A 2,242-nucleotide genomic window follows, 5' to 3' on the forward strand; every position below is an offset into this window, starting at 1 on the left:
TAAATAAGGTCATATTGGAAAAGCTCATAAGAGCAACTATACCTACCATTTCAGAAGTAAATATAGATTTAAAAAATAAAGCTTACGGGCAATTAGTACTACTCGACTTTGATGTTACCACCTTTACATCTATAGCCTATCAACGTCATCGTCTCTGACGACCCTTAAAAGTAAACTCATCTTGAGGAAGGTTTCACGCTTAGATGCTTTCAGCGTTTATCCTAGCTGTACGTAGCTACTCAGCACTACACCTGGCGGCATAACTGATTCACCAGCGGTACATACGACCCGGTCCTCTCGTACTAAGGTCATGTCCTCGCAATTTACTAGCGCCCACCACAGATAGAGACCGAACTGTCTTGCGACGTTCTGAACCCAGTTCACGTGCCACTTTAATGGGCGAACAGCCCAACCCTTGGGACCTTCTCCAGCCCCAGGATGTGACGAACCGACATCGAGGTGCCAAACCTTACCGTCGATATGAGCTCTTGGGTAAGATCAGCCTGTTATCCCCGGAGTACCTTTTATCCTTTGAGCGATGGCCCTTCCATACAGAACCACCGGATCACTTTAGCCGACTTTCGTCCCTGCTCGGCGTGTCTGCCTCACAGTCAAGCACCCTTATACTAATGCGCTCTTTGTACGATTACCAACCGTACTGAGGGTACCTTTGCAAGCCTCCGTTACTTTTTAGGAGGCGACCACCCCAGTCAAACTACCCACCATGCAATGTCTCCTTATTCAGGATTAGGTTCTAAGCAACAGAAGGTTGGTATTTCAACGTTGACTCCACACACACTGGCGTGCATGCTTCATAGTCTCCCAACTATCCTACACATCGGTTGCTCAAAATCAATGCAAAGTTGTAGTGAAGGTTCACGGGGTCTTTTCGTCCCGTGGCGGGTAACCGGCATCTTCACCGATACTACAATTTCACCGGGCTCGTGGAGGAGACAGTGTTCAACTCATTAGACCATTCGTGCAGGTCGGAACTTACCCGACAAGGAATTTCGCTACCTTAGGACCGTTATAGTTACGGCCGCCGTTTACTGGGGCTTCAGTCAGAAGCTTCGCTTTGCAGCTAACATCCTTCCTTAACCTTCCAGCACCGGGCAGGTATCAGGCTCTATACGTCATCTTTCGATTTTGCAGGGCCCTATGTTTTTGTTAAACAGTTGGTTGAACCTATTTACTGAGACCATATCGCTATGGTATGCTTTATCCCGAAGTTACAGCATTAATTTGCCTAGTTCCTTCTCCACGGCTCACCCGAGCGCCTTAGAATACTCATCCCGTCTACCTGTGTCGGTTTGCGGTACTGGCTGCATATCTCGCTTTTCTTGGAACCACTTTTACACGTTCGCTTCCCCCGAAGGTTCTGCTCAGCGCCCTATTCCGTCAGGACGCACATGCCACGGTGATCCGTCACTTTTATTGATATGCAGGTGAAGGAATATTAACCTTCTTTCCATCAGATACCCCTCTCGGGTTCTCCTAAGGACCAGACTAACCCTGATCCGATTAACGTTGATCAGGAACCCTTAGACTTTCGGCGTTAAAGTTTTTCACTTTAATTATCGTTACTTATGCCTACATTTTCTTTTGAAAACACTCCAACAACGGTCGCCCGTCGCCTTCTACGCTGTTTTCAATGCTCCCCTACCAATATACACTCAAAGTGCAATTTTAGGACTTCGGTTCACGTCTTGATGCCCGATTATTTTCCGTGCAGGACCTCTCGACCAGTGAGCTGTTACGCACTCTTTAAATGAATTGCTGCTTCCGAGCAAACATCCTGGCTGTTATAGAAGTCCCACCGCGTTTATTCAACTTAGACGTGGATTGGGGACCTTAGTCGCTAATCTGGGTTATTTCCCTCTCGGCCACGGACCTTAGCGCCCGTAGCCTCACTCCCGGAGATATGTGTTAGCATTCGGAGTTTGTCAGGGTTTGGTAGGCGATGAAGCCCCCTAGCCCAATCAGTAGCTCTACCTCTAACACACTTCTATTATCCGAGGCTGTTCCTAAAAACATTTCGGGGAGAACGAGCTATCTCTCAGTTTGATTGGCCTTTCACCCCTATCCACAGGTCATCCCAAGACTTTTCAACGTCAACGGGTTCGGTCCTCCATTTTGTGTTACCAAAACTTCAACCTGCCCATGGATAGATCACAAAGTTTCGCGTCTACCCCCACTGACTATACGCCCTATTCGGACTCGCTTTCGCTACGGCTCCGTTATT

The 2,242-nt window shown here is 47.9% G+C and carries 1 rRNA gene; it reads right to left on the reverse strand.

Annotation, left to right across the window (positions count from 1 at the left end):
* Window positions 1-71: 71 nt before the first annotated feature.
* Window positions 72-2,242: ribosomal RNA gene (locus BLU80_RS19320) — 23S ribosomal RNA — on the reverse strand; the annotation flags it as partial.

Source organism: Arachidicoccus rhizosphaerae (assembly GCF_900107765.1).
Classification (GTDB): Bacteria; Bacteroidota; Bacteroidia; order Chitinophagales; family Chitinophagaceae; genus Arachidicoccus; species Arachidicoccus rhizosphaerae.